Here is a 26049-nt window from a genome sequence, read left to right as displayed (position 1 = left end):
GCGCGACTGCCTGCATACGGCCAGCAACTTTCGACAAAAGCGCGCGTTCGAGACGTTCCACAAGTTGCCACAAGCGCGCAGGGGTGGACTTCGCACGCGCCAGCGGCCAATTTGGCACCATGGAAACGGTCACCGTAACACGCACGCCGGTCGCGCCGCGGCCATCGACGGCCCCGCTCGTCGATCCGTACGGCCGAGCCATCCGCTATCTGCGGATTTCGGTGACCGACCGCTGTGACTTCCGCTGCGTCTATTGCATGTCCGAAAACATGACGTTCCTGCCCAAGGCCGATGTGTTGAGCTTCGAGGAGATCGACCGGCTGGCGAGCGCCTTCATCCGGCGCGGCACCACCAAGCTGCGGCTGACCGGGGGCGAGCCGCTGGTCCGGCGCGGCATCGTCGAGCTCGTGCAGCAACTGGCGCGCCATATCGGCCATGGCCTAGAAGAAATCACGCTGACCACTAACGGCTCGCAGTTGGCGAAATATGCGCAGCCGCTGTTCGATGCCGGGATGCGGCGGATCAACGTCAGCCTCGATACGCTAGACCCCGACCGGTTCGCGCAAATCACGCGGTGGGGGCGGCTACCGCAAGTCCTCGAAGGCATCGCTGCCGCCAAGGCCGCCGGGCTGCACGTCAAGATCAACATGGTGGCGCTCAACGGCGTCAATGATGACGAATTCGGCGCGATGCTGGACTGGACCGCGGCGCAGGGTCACGACCTCGTGCTGATTGAAACGATGCCGCTCGGCGAGATCGACGGCGACCGCAACGAGCAGTATCTGCCCTTGAAGGCCGTGCGCGCCGAACTCGAACGCACGCGCACGCTCGTCGACCTACCCGATTCGACCGGCGGCCCGGCGCGCTACGTGCGCGTCGCCGAAACCGGCCAGCGGCTGGGGTTCATCACGCCGCTGACGCACAATTTCTGCGAAAGCTGCAACCGGGTGCGACTGACCGCGACCGGCACGCTGTTCATGTGCCTCGGCCAGGACGATGCCGCCGATCTGCGCGCCGTGCTGCGCGCCAGCCCTGACGATGCTGCGCTCGACGTCGCGCTCAATGAGGCCATCGCGCGCAAGCCCAAGGGTCACGACTTCATCATCGACCGCACCGCGCGCGCGCCGGCGGTCAAGCGCCACATGAGTGTCACCGGCGGATGAGCTATAAGTCCGACCGTCTCGCGCTGCTGGTATCGCCGACGCCGCAGGCCGAAGCCGCGGCCGAGGAACTGCGCACGCTGTACGACTGGGTGCCGATTGACGATGCCGAGATCGTCGTAGCGCTCGGCGGCGACGGCTTCATGCTGCAAACGCTGCACGCCGCGCTGCATGAGCGCCGGCCGCGCCCGGTGTTCGGGATGAACCTCGGCACCATTGGCTTCATGATGAACGAATTCAGCGCCATCGACCTGCACGGGCGGCTGCGCAAGGCCAAGGGCTTTACGCTGCACCCGCTGGCGATGACGGCAACCACCGTCGCTGGCGTCACCGTTGCGTCGCCGGCGATCAACGAAGTGTCACTGCTGCGCGAAACCCGCCAGGTCGCCAAGGTCGAAATCAGCATCGACGGCCGCGTCCGCATGGCGGAACTGGCGTGCGACGGCGTCATGGTGGCAACGCCCGCCGGCTCGACCGCCTACAACCTGTCGGCCAACGGCCCGATCCTGCCGCTGTCGAGCGACCTGCTGGCACTCACCCCGATCAGCCCGTTCCGGCCGCGGCGCTGGCGCGGCGCGTTGATCCCCGACGCCTCGGTGGTCGAATTCCGCGTGCTCGAAGCCGACAAGCGCCCGGTCAGCGCGGTTGCCGACCAGCTCGAAGTCCGCGATGTCGCACATGTCCGCATCACCACCGACAAATCGGTGTCGCTCGAACTGCTGTTCGACCCCGAATATGCGCTCGATGACCGGATTTCGCTCGAGCAGTTTTTGAGCTGAGGCTGGGAAGAGCCTCCGGCGGGCAGGCCTGAGGCCTGCACCCATTTGAAGAGCGCCAGACAATCGGGTGCAGGGCCTGAGGCCCTGCCCGCCGGAGGCTCTTCAGCTTCATGCAGATTTAATCCGCTTTGCGCTTGTCGTCCCGCAAACGCATTGCTATAGCCCGCGCCTCGTTCCTCGGTAGCTCAGTGGTAGAGCATCCGACTGTTAATCGGATGGTCGTAGGTTCGAATCCTACCCGGGGAGCCATTTTCCTTACATTGTGCGCGATTAGCGCCCCTCGAACTTGGGTTCGCGCTTGTCGATCAGCGCGCGGACGCCTTCTTCGTGGTCATAGGTCAGGTGCGCGACGGCCTGGTTGGCGGCGGCGAGCTCAAGCGCGGTGTCGTAGCTGATGCCCTGGCCCTGGCGCAGCATGTTCTTGGTCATGCGCAGCGCATGCGGCGGCAGTGCGGCCATCTTGGCGGCCATGGCCAGTGCTTCGTCCATCAACGTGTCATGCGGGACAACGCGGCTGACCAGGCCGTAGCGTTCGGCGGTCGCGGCATCGACGACATCGGCGGTGAAGAACAGCTCGGCGGCGCGGCTCATGCCGATGGTGCGCGGCAGCAGCCAGGTGCCGCCGTCGCCGGGGACCAGCCCGAGCTTGAGAAAAGTCACACCGAACTTGGCGCGGTCCGAGGCTATCCGCACATCGGCCATGCACGCGACATCGCAGCCCAGCCCGATCGCCGGGCCGTTGACGGCGGCGATGACCGGCAGCTGCAACCCGTAGAGCGCGCGCGCGGCGCGGTGGATGTTGGTCCGGTAGCCTTCGCGGATATCGACGCCGCTACCGGCGAACGCGCCGCTGCGTTCGGCCATCGCCTTGATGTCGCCGCCCGCCGAAAAGCATTTGCCCTCGCCGGTCAGCACGATGACGCGAATGGACTGGTCGGCATTGAGTTCGGCACACGCCGCCTCGATCGCCGCACCGTCACCGGGCGCCCCGAGCGCGTTCATCATTTCGGGACGCGTCAGACGCAGAATAGCGATGGCGCCGCGTTTTTCGGTGGCAACAATGGACATGGTTCTATTCCCCAGATGGACGCGCCTGTTTCGGCAAGAAACGCAGCGGCGTCCAGTGGGAAAGCGTGAAGAGCCTCCGGCGGGCAGGGCTGAGCCCTGCACCCTATTATTGGGTGCAGGGGCTAGCCCCTGCCCGCCGGAGGCCCTTTCCTACTCGTACCTCAGTGCCAGTGCCGGGCTGCGGCTCGCGACGCGTAGTGCGTGGCCGATGATCGTCGCGGCAGCGATACCGGCCGCCAGCAGCCCGGCGAGCACGAACCACTGCGGACCGAGGTCGATGCGGCGTGCGAAGCCGTCGAGCCAGTCGCGCATCAGCCACCACGCCACCGGCCAGGCGATGAGGTTGGCGATCAGCACCGGCCGCGAGAACTGCCAGACGAGCAGCCGGACGATGTCGCGGTTGCGCGCGCCGAGCACCTTGCGGATGCCGATTTCGCGGGTGCGGCGCTCGGCGGTGAAGGCGGCGAGGCCGTAGAGGCCGAGGCAGGCGACAAAGATCGCGAGGCCTGCAAAGCCCGCAAAGGTCTTGGCGCGTGCTTCGTCGGCGTCATACTGCTGCGCGACGATGGCATCGGCGAACTGCGCCTCGAACGGCACCTGCGCGGCGTAGGATTTCCACACCGCCTCGACCTTGTCGCGCACAGCACCGGCGCGGGCGGCGTCGACACGCACCACCATGTCGGACATGTAGCTGCGGTCATAGACGAACATAATCGGCTCGACGGGCTCGCGGAACGAGCGCAGCTGGATGTCGGGGACGACGCCGACGATGGTGGTCGGCACCAGGCCAAACTTTTCGTCGACCATGCCGGTGCGGATGGTCTTGCCGACGGCATCGGCGGGGTTGGCAAATCCGAGCTGCTTGGCACCGCTGGCGTTGACCAGGATGTTGATGCCTCGGCCGGCGAGTGCGGCTTGCGCGGCCATGTCGCCTTCGGGGAACTGCGCGTCGTCGTGCGGATTGGCGCGGTCGAAATCGCGGCCGGCGAGCGGCTTCAGCCCCATCGCCTTGAAGAAGCCGGTGTCGACATTGTAGCTGCTCATCAGCACCGGCTGCGGGTTGCCGTCGACGCGCACCAGCGTGTTGATGCGGCTGTCGGTGGCGACGCCGATGGTGGTGCGGCCGACGCCGTGGACGCCGTCGATGCGCCCGATGGCTTCGACCATATTGTCGGCGACCGGCTGGATCTGCTTGCGGCCGATGCCGGTGACCTGGAGCAAGCCGTCGCGGCTGTAACCGGCGTCGGCCGAGCGCGCGTAGAAGGTCTGCGCGGTGACGACGGCAGTGCAGATGGTCAGCGCGATCGACACCGCGAACTGCAGCACCACCAGCGCGCTGCGCAGGCCGCCCGCGCCGAACAGCCGGGCGACGCCGCCGCTGGCTGTTTCAGTGCCCGAGCGGTTCGATTTGAGCACCGGCGCCGGATCAAAGCCCGACAGCACCAGCGCCGGATAGGCACCCGCCGCCAGCCCGACGAGCAGCGTCAGCCCGAGCACCGGCAGCAGCACGCCGCCATCGCCGAAGTAGCGCAGGTTGAGATCGGCGCCGAGGAAGTCCGACAGCCGCGGCAGCACCAGTTCGACGATGGCGAGTGCGACCACCATCGCGAGGCCCGCGACGAGCAGCGATTCGCCGAGGAACTGGATGATGAGCTGGCGGCGGCTGGCGCCCATGACCTTGCGCAGCGCGACTTCGCGGGCGCGGTGGCCGGCACGCGCCGTCGACAGGTTGGTGAAGTTGATGCACGCCATCGTCAGGATGAGCAGCGCGATCAGCGCGAATGTCGTGATGCTCTTGGCATCATTGGTCGGCGTCATCGCCGAATCCGTCGCCGGGCCGAGGTGGACCGCGGTCACCGGCGCCAGCTTCCAGTCGGTGGTATCGCCTTCGCTGACCATCGTGCCGCCGACATTGTTCGGCGCGATGTTTCGCTTTTCCCAGGCGGCGAGGCGCGGTTCGATGTCGGCGAAGCTCTTGCCGGGCTTGAGCTGGACATAGTTGTAGCCGCTGTTCCAGCCATAGGCTTTGTAGAATTCCGGCTGCCAGCCCATCAGATCGGGGTTGAACGGCACCAGATATGCCATCTTGATATGCGAGTTGCGCGGAATGTCCTTGAGGATGCCGGTGACGCGGTAGTCGACGGTCTTGCCGTTGCGGACCATCGACAGCGTCTTGCCCATCGGGTCGGCGCTGCCGAAGCGCTTGGCGGCTTCGGATTGCGTCAGCAGCAGCGAGTTCATGTCGCGGAACGCGGTGCGGCGGTCGCCGCGCACCAACGGCAGCTGGACGATATCAAGGAAGTTGCGTTCGGCCATCATGACTTCGGCAGTGGTCGCTGCGCCGTCCTGAAGGATGACCGGCTTGCCCATGCTGACATAGGCAACCTGCGCGATTTCGGGGAAATCCTTGGCGAGCGTGCGCCCGACGACATAGGCAGACATCTGCTGCGCGCTGGTACGGCCATTTTCGGGATCATTGTGGAAGGTCTGCACCTGGTAGGCGGTCTCATGCCCCGGCAGCCACTGGTCGTAAGTCGTTTCGTAGCGCACGAACAACAGCAGCAGCAGGCACGCCGCCATGCCGATGGCGAGGCCGAGGATGTTGATCAGCGCAAACGCCCGGTTGTTGGCGAGCGACCGAAACGCGACGGTCATGTAATTTTTCAGCATGGCTGGGCGCTCCTTCAGGCGGCGCGGCGGGTTTCGATCAGCACGCGGCCGTCGAGCATGTTGACGGTGCGGCTGGCATAGTCGGCGTGCGCCGGCGAGTGCGTGACCATGACGATCGTCGCGCCGTCGTCGTTCAAGGCACGCAGCATCCGCATGACTTCCTCGCCGTGCGCGGTGTCGAGGTTGCCGGTGGGTTCGTCGGCGAGGATCATCGGCGGTGCCGCGACCACGGCGCGGGCGACGGCGACGCGCTGCTGCTGGCCGCCCGACAACTGGCTCGGGCGGTGGCCGGCACGGTGCGCGATGCCGACCTTGTCGAGCACGGCGTCGACGCGGGTCTTGCGCTCGGCGGCGCTGATTCCGTGATAGAGCAGCGCCAGTTCGACATTCTCGCGCACCGACAGCTCGTCGATGAGGTTGAAGTTCTGGAAGATGAAACCGATGCGGCGCTTGCGGATGTCGGTGAGTTCGTTTTCGGTCAGCCGCGCGACCTCGCGGCCTTCGAGGCTGTAGTCGCCCGCCGTCGGCCGGTCGAGCAGCCCGATGATGTTGAGCAGGGTCGACTTGCCGCAGCCCGACGGCCCCATGATGGCGACGAATTCGCCCGCGTCGATCTGCAGGTCGATGTTGTCGAGTGCGGTCGTTTCGACCGACTCGGTGCGATAGGCTTTGCGCAGTGATGACAGCTTGAGCATGGGGTTCTCCGTTCAGTCGCGGGCGAGTTTGAGGCGGTCCTTGTCGGCAAAGCCGGTGTAGGCCGAGGTGATGACGCGGTCGCCGGGGGCGAGCCCGCCGATGACTTCGATGGTTTCGGGATTGCGGCGGCCGAGGCGGACGGGGCGCTTTTCAGCCGACTTGCCGTTCTTGGCGACGACGAAGACGAAGTTGCCGCCGCTGTCGGTGTAGAAGGCGCCGTTGGGGATAAGCAGCGCCGGCGCCGGATCACCGAGCGTCAGCCGCGGCTGCAGCGTCTGACCGCGCTGCAAGGCGGCGGGTTCGGGGTCGTCGAAGGTCAGGTCGGCGGTGAAGGTGCCGCCCTTCACTTGAGGATAGATTTTGGCGACGGTCAGCGCATAGGCCTTGCCGTTCGTTTCGAGCTTGGCGACCTGGCCAGTGCGGACGCGTCCGAGGTAGAATTCGTCGATATCGGCGACCAGCTTGTTGCGGCCGGCGCTATCGACTTGCCCCAGCCGTTCGCCACGGTTGAGGCTTTGGCCGACTTGCGGGTTGAAGCCACTGAGCGAGCCGCCCACCGGCGCGCGGATGGTCAGCGCGTCGAGGCTGGCGCGCGCGAGCGCGAGGTTGGTGGTGAGCTGCGTCGCCGAGGTGCGCAGCTGCGCCATCTGGCTTGCCTGCAGCCGTTCTTCGGTCGCCAGCGTCTCGGCGGTTATGGCGCGGCGCTGCTGGAGGTATTTGGCCTCGTCCTGGCTGTCCTTGAGCGCCTTGCCCGACACCCAGCCACCGGCGGCGAGCGTCGTGTCGCGTTCAAGCTGGCGCGCGCTCTTGCGCGTCTGCCATTCGATTTCGGCGAGGTTGCGACGGTTTTCGAGACGCGAGCGCTGGAGCTCGAGTTCCTGGCTGCGCATGTTGTTGAGCTGCTGGCTGACATCGGCCTCGCGCGCGATGACATCGAGCTGCAGCGTCGCGTTCGACAGCACCGCGAGCGGCTGTCCCGCGGTGACCGTCGCGCCGTCCTCGACGAGCACGCGGTCGATCCGCCCGCCTTCGACGGCATCGAGATAAACGGTGACCAGCGGCGTGACGCGGGCGCGCAGCGGCACGAAGTCATCGAAGGTGCCGCGGGTGACGGTCGAAACGGTGATGTTGGTCGCATCGATGGTCTGCGAGCCGGCACTGCCGGCGATCATCCACGTCGCAGCGGCGCCGAGCACCAGCAGTGCAGCAGCACCAACAATCAGTCGCGTGCGCAGCGGCAGGCGCTTGCGCTCGATCGGCTTGTCCATGCCGGCGCCGGCTTTGGCGGGCGGTGCTTGGTGGCTGAGGCTGACGACGGTCATTCAATTTCTCGCTTCAAAATGGCCGGCGGGCACGCTGAGGGGCGACGCGCCCGCCGACAAGCACCATCACCGCGGGACTGCGACGGTGTGGGAAAGCGGGGCGGCCTGCAGCGGCGCGGCACTACCGGCGACGATAACGAGCGTCGCGGTGACGGCGAGCATGGCGCTGAGCAGCGTGCGGGGGAGCGTGTTGAGCATCGTTAGATCCTTTCAAGCTGGCCGTGGGGAGAGCGGCCGTGCTCAAGGCAATGCAGGGATCGTGCCAACTTCTATTGCATTGAATTTGAACAATTTTCGTGAAATACCGCGCTGCATCGCCGCAGCCCACTGTTCATTTCCGGACAGAGACTGTACGAATCCGGACAGTGGAGGAACGCACGTGGCGAGTTTCGGCACCGCGCTGATCATTGACGATGATGCCGATGTCGCGTTGTCGGCGCGGCTGCTGTTGCGGCCGCTGTTCGCCGAGGTGGTGGTGGCGCACGACCCCGGCGCACTGCCTGGCCTGCTGGCGGCGCACGACCCCGATGTCATCCTGCTCGACATGAATTTCGCGCGCGGCCAGAGCAGTGGCAGCGAAGGTTTCAAGGCGCTGGAGGCCATCCGCAAGCTCGATCCCGACGCGGTGGTGGTCATTATCACCGCCTATGCCGGCGTCAATATCGCCGTCGAGGCGATGAAGCGTGGCGCCACCGATTTCGTGACGAAGCCGTGGGACAATGCCCGGCTGCTGGCGACGGTGCAGACCGCCGCCGCACTGCGCGCCAGCCGCCGCGATGCCAGCGTCGCGCGCCAGAAAGTCGCCGAAATCAGCAGCACGGCGGCACGCCCCGAAAGCCCGCTGCTCGGCAACTCGGCGGCGATGGCGGGGATTTCGGCGCTGATCGACCGCGTCGCACCGACCGACGCCAATGTGCTGGTGCTCGGCGAGAACGGCACCGGCAAGGAGCTGGTGGCGCGCGAAATCCACGCGCGCTCACGCCGCGCCGACGGACCGTTCGTGTCGGTCGACCTTGGCGCCGTCGCCGAAAGCCTGTTCGATTCGGAGCTGTTCGGCCATGTCAAAGGCGCCTTCACCGACGCGCGCGCCGACCGCATCGGGCGCTTCCAGGCCGCCGACGGCGGCACGCTGTTCCTCGACGAAATCGGCAATCTGCCGCTGCACCTGCAACCCAAACTGCTCACCGCGCTCGAACAGCGGCAGGTCCAGCCGGTCGGCAGCAACCGCAAGATCGGCATCGATGTCCGCATCATCGCCGCGACGAACCTCGCGCCCGATGCGCTGGCCGACGAACGCCGCTTCCGCCCCGACCTGCTGTTCCGGCTCAACACTGTCGAGATTACGCTGCCGCCCTTGCGCGAACGGCGCGGCGACATCGCGCTGCTGCTGGGTCATTATCTCGCGCACTATGCCCGCAAATACGGCAAGCCGCTGCCGGTGCTGCCCGCCGACCTCGCCGCACAACTCGCTGACTATAACTGGCCGGGCAACGTCCGCGCGCTGCGCCATGCCGCCGAGCGCGCCGTCATCCTCGCCGCCGGCAGCGCGTTCACGCCCGAAGACTTCCCGTTGCCGCGCACCGCACCCTCGGTGACGGTCGCAGTGCCCGACACCGACATGAACCTCGAACGCAGCGAACGCCGCATCATCGAACGCGCGCTCGCCAAGCACGCCTACAACATCTCGACCGCCGCCGCCGAACTCGGGCTGACGCGCGGCTCGCTCTACCGCCGCATGGAAAAGCACGGGCTATGACCGGCTCTGCCTTGGGCCGCCGCTTCGATGTGGGCTTGCTGCTGCGCATTGCCGTGCTGCTCGCGGCAGGCAGCGCCTTGGCCTGGGCGATCACCCGCCCCGGACTCTACGCCACCACACTGCTGGCCGGTCTGGCGACCCTCGCCGCGCTGGCCGAACTTTGGAGTTTCCTGCGCCGCACCAACATCATCGTTGCGCGCTTCGTCGAATCGGTCAGCCATGGCGATTTCAGCCAAAGCTTCGACGCTGGCCCGCAGGGCGGCGGCTACGACGTGCTTGGCGCCAGCCTAAACGCCGCCGTCATACAGCTGCGCGACGAACGCAGCGCCACGCAGGACGAAAACCGCTTCCTCGCCGCGCTGATCGACGATGTCCCGAGCCCGCTGCTTCGCATCGACGCCGATGATCGCGTCCAGTTGCTCAACAAAGCCGCACGCCGACTGCTCGGCGGAGCACCGACGGTGCGGCTGGCCGACCTAGCCGCGCACGGGGTCGCCTTTGCCGCTGATGTGACGGCGTTGCGCCCCGGCGAACGGCGCAGCACGCGGCTGGTCATCGCCGGTGCGCCGACTGCGGCGTTGCTGTCCATGGCCGAAGTGCGACAGCCGAGCGGCCCGGTGCGCATTGTCGCGGTGCAGCCGATCCAGCACGAACTCGACCGCGCCGAACTCGCGGCACAGACCGATCTGGTGCGCGTGCTGACGCATGAAATCATGAACTCGATGACGCCGGTGACCAGCCTGTCGGCGACCGCCGCGCAGCTGATCGCCGCCGCCGACACCGGCCGCGACCCCGCCATTGCCGACGCCCGCGCCGCGATCGAAACCGTCGCACGCCGCGCCGAAGGTGTCATGCACTTCGTCCGCACCTACCGCCAGCTGACTCGTCCGCCCGAACTGCGACGCCGCCGTGTCGCGCTGCCCGAAATGTTTGCCGAACTGGCGCGGCTGTTCGCCAGCGACTGGCCGGCGTTACCGCTGACGGTGCAGGTGCCCAATGGCCTTACCATCGATGCCGACCCCGACCTCATCGCGCAGGTGCTGATCAACCTATTGCGCAACGCTGCCGAAGCCGCGTCGGGCCATAGCGATGCGCCGGCAGTGACGCTGGCCGCGACCGCGCTCAAAGGCGGCCGCGTCGCCATCGATGTCACCGACAACGGCCCCGGCGTGCCCGAAGACCAGCGCCAGGACATCTTCCTGCCGTTCTTTTCGACCAAGGCCGAAGGCACCGGCGTCGGCCTCAGCTTGGCGCGCCAGATTGCGCTGGCCCACGATGGCGCGCTGACCTGCGAGGTCGCGGACGGCGGCGGCGCACGCTTCCGGCTGGTCATCTGAGCCGTCAGCGCCATTGTGAGGCGATTGCGCCGCTGCGGGCAAGCCGCTAGACGGAAGCCAGCAAGTTGGAGTGATGCATGAACACCGTTGGCGCCCTCGTCAGTATCATCATCATGGTGTTGCAGTGGATTGTCTGGCTGATCATCGCGCAGGCCATCCTGTCGTGGCTGGTGGCGTTCAACGTCATCAACCTGCACAACCGCTTCGTCGACGGGGTCTACAGCTTCCTCAACCGCATTACCGAGCCGCTGTTGCGGCCGATCCGCAAGGTGCTGCCCGACCTCGGCGGCATCGATCTGTCGCCGATGGTGCTGATCCTCGTCATCATCGTCATCCAGCGCATGCTGCCGGCGCTGCTGCTCGATACCGGGTTGATCTGATCCGATGACGGCGCTCGGGTTGACGCCATGACGGCTTGGTCTATGCACGCTGGCAGCATCCGGCTGGCGGTGCGGGTCAGCCCGCGCGGAGGCCGCAACGCCGTCGAGGGGCTGCGCGAGGATGCGGCGGGTACGCAGCATTTGGTCGTCCGCGTGTCGGCGGCACCGGTTGACGGCGAGGCCAATGAAGCAGTCGAATCCACCGTCGCCAAATGGCTTGGCATAAAGCCGCGTATGGTTGAAATTATCAGCGGCGAAACCGCGCGGGTAAAGCTGCTACGCATCGACGGGGATCCGGTGGCGCTGTCGCGCAAGCTGCAATCGCTCACTGCAACGGAGGTCGCTGCATGAGCGCCAGGATTATTGATGGCAAGGCCTTCGCCGAGGGGCTGCGCGCGCGCATCGCTGCCGCAGTGCCCGAATTCGCGGCGGCCGCGGGCCGGGTACCGGGGCTGGCGGTGGTGCTCGTCGGTGACGATGCGGCGAGCCAGATCTACGTCCGCAACAAGGGCAAGCAGACGATTGAGGCCGGCATGCATTCGGTCGAAATCCGGCTGCCCGCCAACGCCACCCAGGCCGAAGTCGAAGCCGTGGTCGCGTCGCTCAACGTCGATCCGGCGATCGACGGTATCCTCGTGCAATTGCCGCTGCCCAAGCATCTCAACGAAGCGCCGGTGATCAACGCCATCGACCCTGACAAGGACGTCGACGGGCTGCATCCGGTGTCCGCCGGGCGGCTGGTCGCCGGACTGCCGGGGCTGGTACCGTGCACGCCGATGGGTTGCATGCTGCTGCTGCGCGACGTGCTCGGCGATGTCGGCGGCGCCGAGGCGCTGGTCATCGGCCGCTCGCGGCTGGTCGGCAAGCCGATCGCGGCGCTGCTGACCAACGCCAACGCCACGGTGACGCTTGCGCATTCGCGCACGCATGAACTGTCGGCGCATGTCCACCGAGCCGATATCGTCGTCGCAGCTGTCGGCGTGCCCGAACTGGTGCGCGGCGCGTGGATCAAGCACGGCGCCACCGTCATCGATGTCGGGATGAACCGCATCGACGTGGGTGGCGGCAAGACGCGGCTGGTCGGCGACGTGGCGTTTGCCGAAGCCGTGACCATAGCGGGCGCCATTACCCCGGTGCCCGGCGGCGTCGGCCCGATGACGATTGCCTGCCTGCTGCGCAACACGCTGGTCGCGGCGCACGCGCGTGCCGGGCTGGCGCCGCCGCCGGTCTGACGCGGTGCTCGCGCTGTTCATCTCGTCGTTCGTGACGCTGTTCGTGGTGCTCGATCCGCCGGGCTGCGTGCCGATTTTTTCCAGCCTGACCAATGGCGCCAGCGTCGCGCACCGCCGCGTCATGGCGCTGCGTTCGGTGGTCATCGCCAGCATCGTGTTGGTGCTGTTTGCGCTGTTCGGCGAACCGTTCCTGCGCGCGCTCGGCATCAGTTTGGCGGCATTCAAGATCGCCGGCGGCCTGATGGTGTTCCTGATCGCCATCGACATGGTTTTCGAAAAGCGCACCGAACGCCGTGAAAACCGCGCCGAAAGCGTCAAAAGCGCTGCCGCGGCGGCCGCCAAACCGATCGAGGAAGAAGACATTTCGGTGTTCCCGATGGCGATCCCGATGCTGGCGGGGCCGGGCGCCATCGCGGCGATCATGCTGCTGACGGCGCGCACCAACGGCATCGCCGAAACCGCGACCGTCCTCGGTGCGCTGGGTGCGGTGATGCTGTTGACGTTGGTTTCGTTGCTCGCGGCGGGGCCGTTGATGAAACTGATGGGCGCCAAGTTCGAAGGCGCGCTGACCCGCCTGCTCGGCGTTATCCTGGCAGCGCTGGCGGCACAGTTCGTCGTCGACGGCATCAAGGAAAGCTTCAAGCTTGCCTGACCGGCGCGCCTTGCGCTTCGAGCGCCGCCAGCGGGACGAGGTACCGTCGCCCGACCAGATATCGCTGGGGCTCGACTTTGAAACCGGGGCTCCCGAGCTGTCGGTGGTTATGCCGTGCCTCAACGAGGCCGAAACGCTCGCCATCTGCATCATCAAGGCCAAGCGCTTTCTGGTGGAAAACAACGTCCACGGCGAAGTCCTCATCGCCGACAATGGCTCGACCGACGGCAGCCAGTCGATTGCCCGCCAGCATGGTGCACGCGTCATCAATGTACCGGTGCGTGGCTATGGCGCGGCACTCGCCGCCGGCATCGAAGCCGCAGCCGGCCGCTATGTCGCGATGGCCGACGCCGATGACAGCTATGACTTTCTCGGGTTGATGCCCTTCCTCGAACGGCTACGTGCCGGCGACGATCTGGTGATGGGCAACCGCTTCAAGGGCGGCATTGCACCAGGCGCGATGCCGCCGCTGCACCGCTACCTCGGCAATCCGGTGCTCAGCCTGGCGGGGCGCTTGTTCTTCAAAGCCCCGGTCGGCGATTTCCACTGCGGGCTGCGCGCCTTCCGTCGCAACGCCATCCTGCAACTCGGGCTGGTGACCACCGGCATGGAGTTCGCCTCCGAGATGGTCGTCAAGGCGCAACTCGCCGGGCTCAAATTGTCCGAAGTGCCGACCACGCTGGTGCCCGACGGCCGTAGCCGCGCGCCGCACCTGCGCAGCTGGCGCGATGGCTGGCGCCATCTCAAATTCCTGTTGACCTACGCGCCCAAGTGGCTGGCGTTTTACCCCGGCCTGATTATCGGCGGCATCGGGTTGATTGGCACGCTGCTGACCATTCGCGGCACCTTCCACATCGCCGGGCTCAACTTCGGCGTCCACAGCCTATTGCTGTTCGCCACCGGCATCATGGTCGGCGCGCAGTTGGTCAGCTTCGCGGTGCTGGCGCGGCTGTTCGGCGTCCATGACGGGCTGTGGAAGACCACCGACAACATCGAACTGGCGCGGCGCTGGTTCACCATCGACCGCTGCGTGGTCTATGGACTTTTGCTGGTTTTGGCCGGTCTGGGATTCCTGATCTGGGCGGTCGGTGGCTGGGCGGTACTCGGCTTCCACGACATCCATGGCGAACGACTGATGCGTGTGTCGATCATGGCGGTGCTGTTCCTGTCGCTTGGCGTGCAGGCGATGATATCGGGGTTCATCGCCGCGCTGCTCGGCAATGACTGACCGGCCGCGCGACCTGCCGGTCTGGGTCGGCCAGTCGGCACGCTACGGCGTCGTCGGCGTCATCGCGCTTGCCATCGATGTCAGCGTTCTGGAGGTGCTGGTCCGCGTCGGCATGTCGCCGTATCTGGCACGCGTCTTCAGCCTCGCGGTGATGGTCTGCGCCACATGGTGGCTCAACCGCACGCTGACCTTCCGGACCCAGGCCGCACCGACACTGCGCGAATTCGCGCACTATGTCATGCTGGCGCTAGCCGGTCTGGCGCTGAACTACGGGCTTTATTCGGCCGCACTGTGGCTCACCGGCAGCCGCTGGGTCGGCATTGCGCTGGGTACCGCGGCGGCGGCGGTGTTCAACTTCTTCCGCTACCGCAAGCTGTTCGCGCCAGTTTAAGTTTGGAAAAGAGCCTCCGGCGGGCAGCCCTCAGGCCTGCACCTTTGGTTTGGGGCGGTGCTACCACAGCGCAGGCTGGCTTGTGATGTGCCGAGGCAAATTATTGGTGCAGGCCGCGGCCTGCCCGCCGGAGGCTCTTTATCTGGCCCTTATGCCCAGCCCGCGCCCGCCCAGGCATCGACTTCGCCCTGCGCGTCGATGACGACGATGTGCCAGCCCTCGTCGTCCTTGGCCAGCGTGTACTGGCTCGGAAAATGCAGCACCTGTGCACCGGCACCGTCGTCGAAGCGCCATTGCACCGTCGCGCGCGCGGCCTCGTCGGGTAGTGCTTCGATGCTCAAGCCAAGGCGGTGGATCTTGCGAACCTCGTTGTTGCGATATTTGTCGATGAGCTTTTCGAGGTTGACCAGCGCTTCGGCGTCATCTTCGAAAAAGTGGCTGCCGGCGCGTGTGGCGATCAGGTGCGGGAAGCCGAGGCAGTCGAGCAGCGCCTCGACATCGAACGCGTCCCACGCCGCGGTGTAGCGGTCGAAGAAAGCGCCGATTTCGACGTCGAGTTCAGCGTCATCGCTCATGAGCGGTCGCGCTGGCCGAGCAGCCGTAGCCGCAGCGCGTTCAATTTGATGAAGCCCTTGGCGTCGCGCTGGTCATAGGCACCGGCGTCGTCTTCGAACGTCACGATGCGCGACGAATAGAGCGAGTGCGGCGACTTGCGGCCGACGACGTTGACGCTGCCCTTGTAGAGCTTGAGCCGGACGGTGCCGGTGACCTTTTCCTGGCTATAGTCGATGGCGGCCTGCAGCATCTCACGCTCCGGTGCGAACCAGAAGCCGTTATACACCAATTCGGCGTAGCGCGGCATCAGCTCGTCCTTGAGGTGCGCAGCACCGCGGTCGAGCGTGATCGATTCGATGCCGCGATGCGCCGCCGCATAGATGGTGCCGCCCGGCGTTTCGTACATGCCGCGCGACTTCATGCCGACGAAACGGTTTTCGACCAGGTCCAGCCGCCCGATGCCGTGCGCGCGGCCGAGGTCGTTGAGCTTCATCAGCAGATTGGCCGGCGACAGCCCGACGCCGTCGACCGCGACAGCATCGCCGCGTTCGAAATCGACGGTGATGTACTGCGGCGTATTCGGCGCATCCTCGGGATTCACCGTGCGCGAATAAACATAGTCGGGGACTTCTTCCCAAGGATCTTCGAGCACTTTGCCTTCGCTGCTGGTGTGCAGCATGTTGGCGTCGGTCGAGAACGGGCTTTCGCCGCGCTTGTCCTTGGCCACCGGAATCTGGTGCGCTTCGGCGAACCCAATCAGCGCCTCGCGGCTCGTCAAATCCCATTCGCGCCACGGCGCGATGATCTTGATGTCGGGTGCCAGCGCATAATAGCCGAGCTCAAAGCGGACCTGGTCATTGCCCTTGCCGGTGGCGCCGTGGCTGACGGCATCGGCGCCGACGAGACGCGCGATTTCGATCTGCTTCTTGGCGATCAGCGGCCGCGCGATCGACGTGCCGAGCAGATACTGCCCTTCGTAAAGCGCGTTGGCGCGCATCATCGGCATGACATAGTCGCGCACGAATTCCTCGCGCAGGTCCTCGATGAAGATCTGCTTGACGCCGAGCAGCTCGGCCTTGGCGCGTGCCGGCTCGAGCTCCTCGCCCTGCCCCAGGTCGGCGGTGAAGGTCACCACTTCGCAGCCATAGGTCTGCTGCAGCCACTTCAGGATGACGCTGGTGTCCAGCCCGCCCGAAAATGCCAAAACGACCTTCTTGATTTCCTGCGACATCGCGCGTCCTTCGTCCGAAACTATGCGCCGCAGGTCTTAGTGGCCAACGGGGGGATTCGATAGGCATTTTTGCGGATGGCGTCTCCGGCGGGCCGACATGGCGCCGGCACCCGATTGTTTCGGCCTTGCACTGGAACCACTGGCCCGGTTGGGCGTTGGAAGGCTGTCCTGCATCGCGTCGATCTTGCGGGCGACCTGCAACCAGGAGCACGCCGGCCATGAAGGCATTTGTTTACAACGGTCCCGGGAAAATGGCGCTGGAAGACCGGCCCAAGCCCGAAATGTCGCAACCCGGCGACGCGATCGTCAAGGTGTTGAAAACCACCATCTGCGGCACCGACCTGCACATCCTGAAAGGCGATGTCGCCACCTGCACCCCCGGGCGTATCCTCGGCCACGAAGGCGTCGGTATCATCGACTCGGTCGGCACCGGCGTCACCATCTTCAAAAAGGGCGACAGGGTGCTGATCTGCTGCATCACCGCCTGCGGAAAATGTGAATATTGCCGCCGGCAAATGTATTCGCACTGTACGACAGGCGGCTGGATCCTCGGCAACACCATCGACGGAACCCAGGCCGAATTCGTCCGCATCCCCTATGCAGAAACCAGCCTCTATCCGATCCCGAAGGGCGCCGACGAAGACGCGATGGTAATGCTCAGCGACATCTTGCCCACCGGCTTCGAATGCGGTGTCCTCAACGGAAAGGTTTCGCCGGGCGCCACTGTCGCGATTGTCGGTGCCGGACCGATCGGGCTCGCGGCGCTGCTGACCGCACAGCTCTATTCGCCTGCCGACATCATCATGATCGACCTTGATGACAACCGCCTCGCCATGGCGCTCAAGTTCGGCGCGACGCACGCGGTCAACAGCAGCAACGGCAAGGCCGCAGCGACCGTCAAGTCCATGACCGACGGCAAGGGTGTCGACACCGCGATCGAAGCCGTCGGCGTCGCAGCGACCTTCGAGCTGTGCCAACAGCTCGTCGCGCCCGGCGGGACAATCGCCAACATCGGCGTGCACGGCCACAAGGTCGACCTGCATCTTGAAACGCTGTGGTCGCAAAACATCGCGATCACCACGCGGCTGGTCGATGCGGCCACCACGCCGATGCTGCTCAAGACGGTGCAATCGGGCAAAATCGACCCGGCGCGGCTGATCACGCACCACTTCAAGCTCGACAAGATTCTCGACGCCTATGATACCTTTGGGCGCGCCGCCGAAACCAAGGCGCTGAAGGTCATCATCGACAACGACTGAGAGACGGGCGAAATGCTGTCATGAAGCCACTGCATCTGGCCCTTGTCGTCGGCCTCAACCTGCTGGGAGCCCCCGCCATGGCCACCGAAGAACCGCCGTTCACTGTCAGCGTCAAGCAGGGCGATTTCGAAGTGCGCGACTATCCGGCGCTGGTCGCCGCGGAAGTCTCGGTCAGCGGCGACCGCAAGGATGCCGCCTCGAAGGGCTTCCGGCTTCTCGCCGGCTACATCTTTGGCGGCAACACGCGCCAGCAAAGCATCGCAATGACCGCGCCGGTCGTACAGGCGCCCGCCGCCAGCGAGAAGATCGCGATGACGGCGCCGGTACTGCAGACCGGTGGGGACGGCAACTGGGTGGTGCGGTTCATCATGCCGCAGGGTTCGACGCTGGAAACTTTGCCGAAGCCGAACAACCCCAAGGTCCAGTTGCGCGCCATACCGCCGTCGCGGATGGCCGTGGTCCGTTTCAGCGGTCTGGTCGGTCAAGATGCGGTCGACGCCAAGACCCTCGCGCTGACACAGTTCGTCAAGGCACAGAAATTGCAGCCGACCGGCGCGGCGTCGCTGGCGCAATATAACCCGCCTTGGACACTGTGGTTCATGCGTCGCAACGAAGTGATGATCCCGGTCGCGCGCTGAAGCTGCAGTACCTGCCGCAGCTCCGGATGCCTGCCTTCCAGTTGACGCTTTGTAATGCCCCCGCTACCGCTCGCGATGTCTGAAGACGTTGGAGATGTTCATGCTGGCTGCGGCAAAACGCGTTCTGGTGACCGGTGGGGCGGGCTTTCTCGGCTCGCAGCTGTGTGACCGGCTGATCGCCGATGGCCATGACGTGCTGTGCCTCGACAATTTCTTCACCGGCCACAAGCGCAACATCGCGCATCTGTTCGGCCACGACCGCTTCGAACTGATGCGCCATGACGTGACGATGCCGCTGTATGTCGAGGTCGACGAGATTTACAACCTCGCCTGCCCGGCGTCGCCCATCCAGTACCAGATCAACCCGGTGCAGACGACCAAGACCTCGGTCCACGGCGCGATCAACATGCTCGGGCTCGCCAAGCGCACCGGCGCCAAGGTGTTCCAGGCGTCGACCAGCGAAGTCTACGGCGACCCCGAAGTCCATCCCCAACCAGAAAGCTATTGGGGCCAGGTCAATCCGATCGGCCCGCGCGCCTGCTATGACGAAGGCAAGCGCTGCGCCGAAACGCTGTTCTTCGACTATCACCGCCAGAACCAGGTGCGCATCAAGGTGGCGCGCATCTTCAACACCTATGGCCCGCGCATGGACCCCAATGACGGCCGCGTCGTGTCTAACTTCATCGTCCAGGCGCTGACGGGCAAGCCAATCACCATCTACGGCGACGGCAAGCAGACGCGCAGCTTCTGCTACAGCGATGATCTCATCGAAGGCTTCATCCGCCTGATGGACAGCCCCGACGGCGTCACCGGGCCGGTCAACCTCGGCAACCCCGGCGAGTTCACGATGATCGAACTAGCGGAAAAGGTCATCGCGCTGACCGGCTCCAAGTCGAAGATCATCCACGAACCGCTGCCCACCGATGACCCGCGCCAGCGCCGTCCGGTGATCGATCTGGCCAAGTCGGCGCTCGGATGGGAACCCAAGGTCGATCTTGAAACCGGCCTCAAGCGCACCATCGCCTATTTCGACAGCCTGCTGGCCGAAGGCTGACATCATGGCGAATGCGGCCAAGCCGCGCGCCGCGGTCATCACCTCGGGCAATCCGCGCGATGTCGCGACCTGGTCGGGCATCCCGTTCCACATGCTGCAGGTGCTCGAAAGCCGCTTCGATGTCGTCGAAGTCGTTGAGGCGCCGTGGCCGTGGTGGTTCCACAAGTTCGGCAAGCTGCTCAAGCTGGCGGCGCTGGGCCGCTGGGAATATCATTTCTCGGCGCGCTACACGGCGTTCGCCGGGCGTCGGCTGGTGGCGCAACTGAAGGCGGCTCGGCCCGACGTAGTGCTGGCGATTTCGGCGAGCCCGATGGCGCATCTGCTCGTCGATGATTTCCGCGTGGTCAACATCGCCGATGCCACGGTGCGCTCGATGCTCGGCTATTACGACAGCTTCACCCAGCACATGGGTGGCGACGGCAGCGCCGCCAACGCCATTGAGGCCAAAGTCGTGTCGGGGGCATTCCTGTCGCTGTATCCGTCGGCCTGGGCGCGCGATTCGGCGCTGAATGATTATGGCGCCGATGCGGCGCGCACGCAGATCATCGAATGGGGTTCGAATATCGCTGCCGCCACCACGGCGCCGCGCCAGCTGCCCGACGGGCCGCTACGGCTGCTGTTCGTGGGCATCGAATTCGACCGCAAGGGTGGCCCGCTGGCGATTGCCACTGCCGCCGCACTGGCGGCGCGCGGCATCGATTGCCGGCTCGACATCGTCGGTGCGAGTGCCGATTCGTTTGGCGGCACCGTCCCCGCCAATGTCGAATTCCACGGCTTCGTCAGCAAGGCGACGCCCGAAGGCCGCGCCAAGATCGCAGCGCTGTTTGCCGACGCCAATTTCTTCCTGCTGCCAACGCGCGCTGAATGCTTCGGCATCGTCTTTGCCGAGGCCGCATCGCGCGGGCTGCCGACGATCAGTTACGCCACCGGCGGCGTGCCGTCAGCGGTACTGTCGGGGGTCACCGGACAATTACTGCCGCTCGATGCCGGTGCCGACGCCTTCGCCGATGCCATCGCCGCGATCGTCGCGTCACCGACGCGCTACACCGAAATGTCGCGTGCCGCGCTGGAGGATGCCCGCGTGCGGCTCGACTGGGGCGTCTGGGCCGATCGCGTCGCTGCCGCCGTAAGCGCACAGCTCGCCATCGACGGCTGACGCGCTCAGGCGGGGCGCTGCGCCACCAGAATCATCGATTTGGCGAGCGCCGGTATCCGACCGACGCGGGCAAAACCGGTAACGCTGAATCCCGCCTCTTCGAGCAATGCCGTCAACGTCGCGCGTGACCAGAATTTGATATGGCCGTGGTCCCACAGCGCGGTGAAATGCGTGTCGAAGCCGTTCGTCAGCGCAATCGCCAGATTCTTGAGGTAGCCATGATAGGGCGTCGACACGACCGCCGTGCCGCCCGGCGCGGTCAGGTTGAACAGCGTCCGCGCCCAGTCGCGCGGCGCATAGACATGCTCGACGACTTCGAGGCTGATGACGCGATTGAACTTGCCGAACTTCGCGGCGAGGTCATCATATGCCGAGCCATAGTGCAGATCGAGCTCGGGGAAGCGCCGCTGTGCGTTGGCAATGCCGTCGGTCGAGACATCGACACCGCTGACTTTCCAGCCGTGTGTCGCGCATTGCGCGCCGACGGTGCCATTGCCGCAACCGAGGTCGAACAGCCGCGCATCGCCCGCCGGCGGCCCGAGCAGCCGCAGCACCGTCGGCAGCAGATAGTCATGGCTCGCATCGGCGTCGTCGCCGTAATAATTATAGCCGCTGATCGAGGTGGATTCGGTCGCCATCAGATCCTGTGCCCATATTCTGCCGCGACCACTTCGGCGAGGCTGGCGCCCCGACTACGCATGAGCCCGCGGATTTCATAGACCTTCACATCGACCAGAAAGCGGTACCAGCCGCCCTGCAGGCCGTGGAACGCCAGCCCCTGCCAGCCATCGAGAAAGCCGAGCAGGATGAAGTAGCGATAGATGAAATAGGCAAACGCCCGCCCGCCGAGCGGCAGATGCGCATAGACGTTGCGCTTGACCCAGCGCTTGACCCCGGCCTGCCGGCCGATGTCGCCCGCCGCCGCCGAATCGACGCGGGTTTCGCGCAGCAGTTCGTCGATGGCTTCGCGCGTCGCATAGCCGTTGTGCTTCTGCGTCCACCACGTCACCGAATTGAGGTTGATGTCGGCGATATCGCCATCGACATGCGTCACCGCACCATCGACGAGGATATGTTCATCCATCCAGCGATCCTCGCAGCGCCCGCGCCCGGTCCGCCAGACGCGCAGCACGCGCACCGGATAGATGCCGCCCCAGCGGATCCAGCGCCCGAGGAAATGGATCTGGCGGTTGACGGTCAGCCCGGTGGCGGCTTGCGCGTCGAGCCCGGCCAGCGTCGCGGCCAATTCGGGAGTGACGATTTCATCGGCATCGAGCCGCATGATCCAGTCGGTCGTCGCGCCCGCATGGTCGATCGCCCAGTTGAACTGCGTCGCATAGTTGATCCACGGGTTCTGCAGCACATCGGCACCGTGCGCGGCGGCGATGTCGCGAGTGCCGTCATCCGAGCCGCTGTCGACAACGACGATGCGCTGCGCCACGCCGGCGACGCTGGCGATGGCGCGGGCGATGTGGCGCGCCTCGTTGTGCGCCAGAATGATGACGGTCAGGCTGGCCATGGCGTCAGCGCCAGCCCGCATCAGCGCGACGGCGGATGAAGCGCGCCGGCGTGCCGCCGACGATTTCGCCGGTGCCGACGTTACCGAGCACCGTCGAGCGCGCCCCGACCACCGCACCTTCGGCGATGCTGACGCCGGGTGCGACGAACACATCGGCGCCGACCCAGGCGCGGTCGCCGATGCGGATCGGCGCGGCGACGAGCGGAAGCCCCGGCACATCGGGATCATGGCTGGCGGTGCACAGATAGCTGTACTGGCTGACGGTGGCTTCGCGGCCGATATGGATCAGCGCCACGCTGTAGCAATCGACATCATCGGCAAGGCCCGACCCCGGCTCCATAACCAGATTCCACGGCGCCCAGATGCGCGCGCGCGGATACGGATGCACGCCGGCGCCGATGCGCGCGCCAAACAGCCGCAGCAGCAGCCGGCGCCAGCCGTGCAGTGGCCGGGGCGACGGGCGATACAGCAGCACATAGACCACCGCCCACAGCAGCCGCGCCAGCTTGTTGCCCGCCGACAGCACCACCAGCGTCCGCGGCACACGTTCAGACGTCGACAAAATCGGGCTCCCTGCCGCCATGTTCGAGCCAGCGATAGAATGAAGCGGTCGCAGCCGCAATCTTGTCCCAGCCAAAGCGCGCAGCCACCCAGCCATGGCCGCGTTCGCCCATTGCCCGCCGCGCCGCCGGGTCCAGCGCCAGCGCCGCCTGCATGGCATCGGCGAGCGCCGCCGGTGTCGGCGCCACCCACCAGCCGCAACGCTGCTCGGGCAGTTCGGCCCAGGGCGTGCCGTGCGTGGCGATAACCGGCAGCCCTGCCGCCAGCGCTTCGGTAACAACAATTCCGAAGTTTTCGGAAAAACTCGGCAGGATGAATACTGCCGCACGCTTGAACAGCGCGGGCTTGTCGGCATCCTCGACATGGCCGGTGAAGTTCACCCGCGCGTCCAGCCCGAGCCGCGCGACATGGCGTTCGACTTCCGCGCGGTGGCCGCCTTCGTCGGGGCCGGCGATTTCGAGGTTCCAGCCGGCAAACTGCGGTGTCGCGCAGATTGTCGCCCAGGCATCGAGCAGGCCAATTAGATTCTTCTTCGGGTGCAGCCGCGACAAGAACAGCACGGTTTTCGACGCCGGATCGGTGGCGGGCGGCAGCACCGGGCAATCGATACCATTGGCAATCACCGCAATCGGCGTGCGGGGGAACAGCTTGCGGATTGCTGTGCGCTCGGGCTCGGCGGTCGCCAGAAGTCCCGCCGCACCGGCCAGCGCGCGGCGCTGATAGGCCCACCACGCCAGCTTCTTGCGGCCGGCGTGATAGGCCATCGCCCAGGGCTCGAGCATGCCGTGCGGGCTGATGACATAGCGAAGGCGCTGCGCCGCAACGGCGCTATACACCGCGATGTTCGACGGCGCCCAGATGCCGTTGTCATGGATAATCGGCACCTTTCCGGGGTGCGCGGTAGCGGCCGCCGCAATCGCCGCCGCCATGCCGGGATAGCGGGTTAGCAGCGGTCCCCGTAAAGTCGACACGAAGCGCGGCGCCAGCAACGCCGGCGGCGGCAGCACCAGCGCCCCGTCATCGGCAGCGCTGCCGCTGACCAGTTCGACCGCAACATCGGTTTCGGTCAGGGCCGTCGCCAGTGCCGCCACGGCGCGCGCAACGCCGCCGGCGCGGGCCGACAGACTGCCGACAGTGTGGACGGCAACGATATCGGTCATCGCGCCGGCGTGCCGGCCAATGCGGCAAGATGGGGCGGCGATGTGCGGGTTCGATTGGCGACCGCGCACAGCGCCGCCAGCATGCCTGCCATATGGTAGAATTCGCCAATGAACTGCGCGCTGGCGAAAAAGATGACGATGGTCATCGCCGCCATGGGCACCACCGGCGCCAGTGCCGGAATCCGGCGGATGGCCACGGCGCCATCGATCAGCAGCACCAGATACCAGAGCAGGAACAGCCCGAGCCCGATGAAGCCGATTTCGGAAATCAGCCGCAGATACTGCGTCTTGGCGGTGAAGACGCCGCCCAGCGCATACCATTGGAACTCTGGATCGATATAGCGCTGTGCATAAAGATGCGCGTTGCCCAGGCCCACACCGGCAATTGAATCGAGCGGGTGCGCCTGAAAATAGCTGATGATCGCCAGATCAAAATCCTCGACCGCGCCGCTGGCATCGATGCGTTCGATGGTGCGCTGCGCCAGCAGGTCGAAAATCGGAAAACCGCTGGCTTCGATGGCCGCCGCGGTCAGCGCGAACGGCAATATCACCGCGCCGATCATCAAGGCGATGCGCGCGCCCGAAATGCGCAGCCGCACCCCGAACAGCCGTGCCAGCGGGAATTGCACGATGCTGCCGAGTGCCCAGATGAGCAACGCCGAGGTCGACAGCGTCGCCAGCGTCGACAGCGCCAGAAAGAACCAAAGTGCGATCAGCTTGCGCCGCGACACCGCCTTCGATATCGCCCCCACCGCCTGGATGATCAGCATCGCATAGACCATCGCACCGCCGAGCGTGCGCGGCTCGCCGGCAAACGAATTCATCCGGAAGACGTTGATCTTGCCGAACTGGACGACGCCTTCGCTCAGCACGACATGGCCGCCGGCCCAGTTGTTGAAAAATCCGATGGGCATCGGGTTGGTTCCGGTCCCGACCCAGACCACCAGTTGCATCCAGCCGATGACCGCGAGGACCAGCGCCGACAGCACATAGGTCCGCGCCATCGCAGCTATCATATCGGTACTGCGCGCCCACAGCACCACCAGCAGCATCGGGCTCATCGAAAACGTGTACATCGCCATCTGGATGATGGCGCGCGCCGTCGGACCGCGCAGCCCTGTCGTGTTGAGCGCCACATCGGGCACCCGCGCCACTTGCAGCAATGAGGTCAGTAGTGCCCAGAACAACAGCGCCGCCAGCAGCCGCCCGGCCGCCATCGGCACCCCTGTCCAGCCCGGCTGCAGCGACCGCGCGAAGGTGCACAGCAGTAGCGCCAGCATCATGATCTGATAGGCGTTCACCCAGAGCCCGAAGTCGGTGTAGAGCCCACCCCAGGGGATCAGGAACACCATCGCCAGCAGCGCGCGTTCGGGGCGCATGGCGGCCAGCCAGAACGCGAAGCAGACATAGGCGAGGATGAGTAGCAGGCCCATTATCGCCGCTGCTGCAACCGCGCACGCGCCCCGTCGAGCGTCGCTTGTGGATTCCCCAGCCGTCGCGCCAGCAGGTACAGCCGTGCCAGCACGCCGTCGCCAAGCCTTGGCGGCCGGCCGAGCGCCTTGGCGGCAATCCGCGCAACATCGATGCGCATCGCTTCCGCCAAGCGCCCGCTGCCGGTGATTGTATCGCCGTACAGCCGGAACGCCCCGAGCCGGTCAGGTATGTTGACGATGCGGGCGCCGGCCAGCGCCATGTCGATCAGCAATTCAGCATCCCAGCAGGTGCGGTTGGCGATATTGAAGCCGCCGGCGCGCGCAAACGCCGTGGCGCGGAAAAAGCAGCCCTGCTGGATGAAGGTCATCGCGCCGTGTCCATAGGCGCCGCGGCTGAAGCGGCTCGACTGCGCGGTGCGGAGCTGTCGATCATGGTCATCGATGATGACGCCATTGCCGAGCACGACATCGACCGCGGGGTCGGCGAAAGCAGCGGCAACGCGCGCCAGTGCGCCGGGCAGCAACAGGTCATCGGCGTTGATATAGCCGAAAATGTCGCCGCACGCCGCCGCAAAGCCCTTGTTGAGCCCGTCGGCGGGGCCTTTGTCGGGGTCGAGCAGCACCGTCGCGATGCGGTCGCCGTAGCTTGCGATGATCTCACGGCTGCCATCGGTCGAGCCCGGATCGACGACGATATAGTCGAGCCCCGGATAGTCCTGCCCGACAATCGAGTCGATGGCTGCAGGCAGAAACCGCGCCTGGTTGAACGAAATCGTCACGATGGAAATCACCGGCAACGGCGCTCGCACTGG

At 65.8% G+C, this 26049-nt stretch carries 27 protein-coding genes and 1 tRNA gene; 15 read left to right on the top strand and 13 right to left on the bottom strand.

Features of this window, described 5'->3' with window-relative positions; genetic code table 11:
- Positions 1–119: 119 nt before the first annotated feature.
- From moaA to EUV02_RS08915, 3 genes are all read left to right on the top strand, one after another.
- On the top strand, positions 120–1163 hold the full coding sequence (gene moaA, locus EUV02_RS08925) for a GTP 3',8-cyclase MoaA (protein WP_135245889.1): 1044 nt from the start codon (positions 120–122) through the stop codon (positions 1161–1163).
- Positions 1160–1939 carry an NAD kinase gene (locus EUV02_RS08920; protein ID WP_135245888.1) on the top strand — a complete coding sequence of 260 codons (780 nt, stop codon included), beginning with the start codon at positions 1160–1162 and terminating at the stop codon, positions 1937–1939. Before moaA ends, EUV02_RS08920 begins: the two co-directional genes overlap by 4 nt.
- A 174-nt stretch (positions 1940–2113) precedes the next feature.
- Positions 2114–2188 (top strand) — tRNA-Asn (locus EUV02_RS08915).
- A gap of 21 nt (positions 2189–2209) precedes the next feature.
- Here EUV02_RS08915 and EUV02_RS08910 read toward each other — a convergent pair.
- The 5 genes from EUV02_RS08910 to EUV02_RS16025 all read right to left on the bottom strand — a co-directional run bounded on the left by EUV02_RS08910 (position 2210) and on the right by EUV02_RS16025 (position 7893).
- Positions 2210–3007 (bottom strand): crotonase/enoyl-CoA hydratase family protein, encoded by a 798-nt coding sequence (locus EUV02_RS08910; protein WP_135245887.1) that lies wholly within the window; start codon positions 3005–3007, stop codon positions 2210–2212.
- 150 nt (positions 3008–3157) lie between these two features.
- Positions 3158–5677, bottom strand: coding sequence for an ABC transporter permease (locus EUV02_RS08905; protein WP_135245886.1), 2520 nt, complete (start codon positions 5675–5677; stop codon positions 3158–3160).
- Between the two features lie 14 nt (positions 5678–5691).
- Complete coding sequence (locus EUV02_RS08900; protein ID WP_135245885.1) at positions 5692–6372, bottom strand: ABC transporter ATP-binding protein; 681 nt, start codon at positions 6370–6372, stop codon at positions 5692–5694.
- Positions 6373–6384: 12 nt separating this feature from the next.
- The gene (locus tag EUV02_RS08895) at positions 6385–7695 is read right to left on the bottom strand and encodes an efflux RND transporter periplasmic adaptor subunit (RefSeq protein WP_135245884.1); all 1311 of its coding nucleotides are present in this window, start codon (positions 7693–7695) and stop codon (positions 6385–6387) included.
- A 66-nt stretch (positions 7696–7761) separates the two neighbouring features.
- Complete coding sequence (locus tag EUV02_RS16025) at positions 7762–7893, bottom strand: hypothetical protein (RefSeq protein ID WP_279379513.1); 132 nt, start codon at positions 7891–7893, stop codon at positions 7762–7764.
- A gap of 181 nt (positions 7894–8074) precedes the next feature.
- On the opposite strand from EUV02_RS16025, the gene EUV02_RS08890 reads away from it, so the two are divergent.
- The 8 genes from EUV02_RS08890 to EUV02_RS08855 all read left to right on the top strand — a co-directional run bounded on the left by EUV02_RS08890 (position 8075) and on the right by EUV02_RS08855 (position 14671).
- On the top strand, positions 8075–9451 hold the full coding sequence (locus EUV02_RS08890; RefSeq protein ID WP_243445836.1) for a sigma-54-dependent transcriptional regulator: 1377 nt from the start codon (positions 8075–8077) through the stop codon (positions 9449–9451).
- On the top strand, positions 9448–10788 hold the full coding sequence (locus EUV02_RS08885) for a sensor histidine kinase (protein WP_135245883.1): 1341 nt from the start codon (positions 9448–9450) through the stop codon (positions 10786–10788). The genes EUV02_RS08890 and EUV02_RS08885 overlap by 4 nt, the downstream gene beginning before the upstream one ends.
- Positions 10789–10865: 77 nt before the next feature.
- A complete protein-coding gene (locus EUV02_RS08880) occupies positions 10866–11168 on the top strand; it encodes a YggT family protein (protein ID WP_135245882.1) in 303 nt (100 codons plus the stop codon).
- A 27-nt stretch (positions 11169–11195) separates the two neighbouring features.
- On the top strand, positions 11196–11519 hold the full coding sequence (locus EUV02_RS08875) for a DUF167 family protein (RefSeq protein WP_135245881.1): 324 nt from the start codon (positions 11196–11198) through the stop codon (positions 11517–11519).
- Positions 11516–12400, top strand: coding sequence for a bifunctional methylenetetrahydrofolate dehydrogenase/methenyltetrahydrofolate cyclohydrolase FolD (gene folD, locus EUV02_RS08870; protein WP_135245880.1), 885 nt, complete (start codon positions 11516–11518; stop codon positions 12398–12400). The genes EUV02_RS08875 and folD overlap by 4 nt, the downstream gene beginning before the upstream one ends.
- 4 nt (positions 12401–12404) lie before the next feature.
- A complete protein-coding gene (locus EUV02_RS08865; RefSeq protein WP_135246460.1) occupies positions 12405–13052 on the top strand; it encodes a MarC family protein in 648 nt (215 codons plus the stop codon).
- On the top strand, positions 13045–14280 hold the full coding sequence (locus EUV02_RS08860; RefSeq protein WP_243445835.1) for a glycosyltransferase family 2 protein: 1236 nt from the start codon (positions 13045–13047) through the stop codon (positions 14278–14280). Before EUV02_RS08865 ends, EUV02_RS08860 begins: the two co-directional genes overlap by 8 nt.
- On the top strand, positions 14273–14671 hold the full coding sequence (locus EUV02_RS08855) for a GtrA family protein (protein ID WP_135245879.1): 399 nt from the start codon (positions 14273–14275) through the stop codon (positions 14669–14671). Before EUV02_RS08860 ends, EUV02_RS08855 begins: the two co-directional genes overlap by 8 nt.
- Before the next feature lie 149 nt (positions 14672–14820).
- Here the strand turns inward: EUV02_RS08855 and EUV02_RS08850 are convergent, their stop codons facing one another.
- Positions 14821–15246 carry a DUF6841 family protein gene (locus EUV02_RS08850; protein ID WP_135245878.1) on the bottom strand — a complete coding sequence of 142 codons (426 nt, stop codon included), beginning with the start codon at positions 15244–15246 and terminating at the stop codon, positions 14821–14823.
- Positions 15243–16457 (bottom strand): argininosuccinate synthase, encoded by a 1215-nt coding sequence (locus tag EUV02_RS08845; protein WP_135245877.1) that lies wholly within the window; start codon positions 16455–16457, stop codon positions 15243–15245. Before EUV02_RS08845 ends, EUV02_RS08850 begins: the two co-directional genes overlap by 4 nt.
- Before the next feature lie 218 nt (positions 16458–16675).
- Between EUV02_RS08845 and EUV02_RS08840 the strand changes: the two genes are divergently transcribed.
- From EUV02_RS08840 to EUV02_RS08825, 4 genes are all read left to right on the top strand, one after another.
- On the top strand, positions 16676–17716 hold the full coding sequence (locus EUV02_RS08840) for a zinc-dependent alcohol dehydrogenase family protein (protein WP_135245876.1): 1041 nt from the start codon (positions 16676–16678) through the stop codon (positions 17714–17716).
- Positions 17717–17793: 77 nt separating this feature from the next.
- Complete coding sequence (locus tag EUV02_RS08835) at positions 17794–18354, top strand: SOUL family heme-binding protein (RefSeq protein WP_135245875.1); 561 nt, start codon at positions 17794–17796, stop codon at positions 18352–18354.
- Between the two features lie 100 nt (positions 18355–18454).
- Positions 18455–19408, top strand: coding sequence for a UDP-glucuronic acid decarboxylase family protein (locus EUV02_RS08830; protein ID WP_243445834.1), 954 nt, complete (start codon positions 18455–18457; stop codon positions 19406–19408).
- Positions 19409–19412: 4 nt separating this feature from the next.
- Positions 19413–20564 (top strand): glycosyltransferase family 4 protein, encoded by a 1152-nt coding sequence (locus tag EUV02_RS08825; protein WP_135245874.1) that lies wholly within the window; start codon positions 19413–19415, stop codon positions 20562–20564.
- 5 nt (positions 20565–20569) lie between these two features.
- On the opposite strand, the gene EUV02_RS08820 is transcribed toward EUV02_RS08825, so the two are convergent.
- From EUV02_RS08820 to EUV02_RS08800, 6 genes are read right to left on the bottom strand one after another with little or no spacing between them, the layout of a single operon-like run.
- Positions 20570–21202 (bottom strand): class I SAM-dependent methyltransferase, encoded by a 633-nt coding sequence (locus tag EUV02_RS08820; protein WP_135245873.1) that lies wholly within the window; start codon positions 21200–21202, stop codon positions 20570–20572.
- Positions 21202–22083, bottom strand: a complete 882-nt coding sequence (locus EUV02_RS08815) for a glycosyltransferase family 2 protein (protein ID WP_135245872.1) — start codon at positions 22081–22083, stop codon at positions 21202–21204. Before EUV02_RS08815 ends, EUV02_RS08820 begins: the two co-directional genes overlap by 1 nt.
- A 4-nt stretch (positions 22084–22087) precedes the next feature.
- Entirely contained in the window at positions 22088–22645 is a 558-nt protein-coding gene (locus tag EUV02_RS08810) for an LbetaH domain-containing protein (RefSeq protein WP_207790147.1), read from the bottom strand.
- On the bottom strand, positions 22632–23804 hold the full coding sequence (locus EUV02_RS08805) for a glycosyltransferase (protein ID WP_166430571.1): 1173 nt from the start codon (positions 23802–23804) through the stop codon (positions 22632–22634). Before EUV02_RS08805 ends, EUV02_RS08810 begins: the two co-directional genes overlap by 14 nt.
- On the bottom strand, positions 23801–25237 hold the full coding sequence (locus tag EUV02_RS15650; protein WP_166430570.1) for a hypothetical protein: 1437 nt from the start codon (positions 25235–25237) through the stop codon (positions 23801–23803). The genes EUV02_RS08805 and EUV02_RS15650 overlap by 4 nt, the downstream gene beginning before the upstream one ends.
- Positions 25237–26028 (bottom strand): glycosyltransferase family 2 protein, encoded by a 792-nt coding sequence (locus EUV02_RS08800; RefSeq protein ID WP_243445888.1) that lies wholly within the window; start codon positions 26026–26028, stop codon positions 25237–25239. The genes EUV02_RS15650 and EUV02_RS08800 overlap by 1 nt, the downstream gene beginning before the upstream one ends.
- Positions 26029–26049: the final 21 nt, after the last annotated feature.

It is taken from the genome of Glacieibacterium arshaanense (assembly GCF_004681125.1).
Taxonomy (GTDB): domain Bacteria; phylum Pseudomonadota; class Alphaproteobacteria; order Sphingomonadales; family Sphingomonadaceae; genus Polymorphobacter_A; species Polymorphobacter_A arshaanense.
Note: the sequence above shows the minus strand (reverse complement) of the source record. Positions and strands in the feature narration are given on the sequence as shown.